Origin of the sequence: Gluconobacter sp. P5H9_a (assembly GCF_018812085.1) — a bacterium.
Taxonomy (GTDB): Bacteria; Pseudomonadota; Alphaproteobacteria; order Acetobacterales; family Acetobacteraceae; genus Gluconobacter.
The window spans coordinates 1-515 of sequence record NZ_JACRVW010000087.1; the positions used below are offsets into that span (position 1 = coordinate 1).

1 pseudogene is annotated in these 515 nt (G+C 53.8%); it reads left to right on the forward strand.

From position 1 onward, the window contains the following. Nucleotides 1-284: 284 nt before the first annotated feature. Nucleotides 285-515 (forward strand): annotated as a pseudogene (locus KP708_RS15610) (helix-turn-helix domain-containing protein); the annotation flags it as partial.

Here is a 515-nt window from a genome sequence, read left to right on the forward strand (position 1 = left end):
GCAGTTCCAGACTACTTCTTCCTTTAGCGGACATTTTGATGCTGGCGCCTGCTTTGGCTATCCCTTGCAGTTCTAATGGCGATTTCATTTTTCATATCCCATTGCGTTTTTTCAGAAATGGGAAAACACTGTCCCCATAAACGGCGAAAGGCCGGAGCAGCGAACTCCGACCTTTCAGCTTAACCCGCCAGTAGCAGTGGACGGGTCAGCTTTCCGAGGGGAACGATAACCCGTTTCCGGGGTTCCCCTCAAGAGAAGATGGCCAGTCCGAGTGAGGATAGACAGTGGCCATTACTTCCAAGACCTCCCGTCCCATGACAAAATGGCAGATTATCCGCCGGTTTCAGGCCATGCTTCGTCGTTTCCGGTCGGAAGGTAAGCTGACTCTTGGGGAAGCACATGCGCTGGCGGTTCTGCCGGAGTTCATGGGGGACGATGGGGCTATGTTCCCTAGTCACGAAGCAATGGCAGAGAAGTCAGGCGCCAGCCGCCGGACGGTTATCAATGCTCTGAAT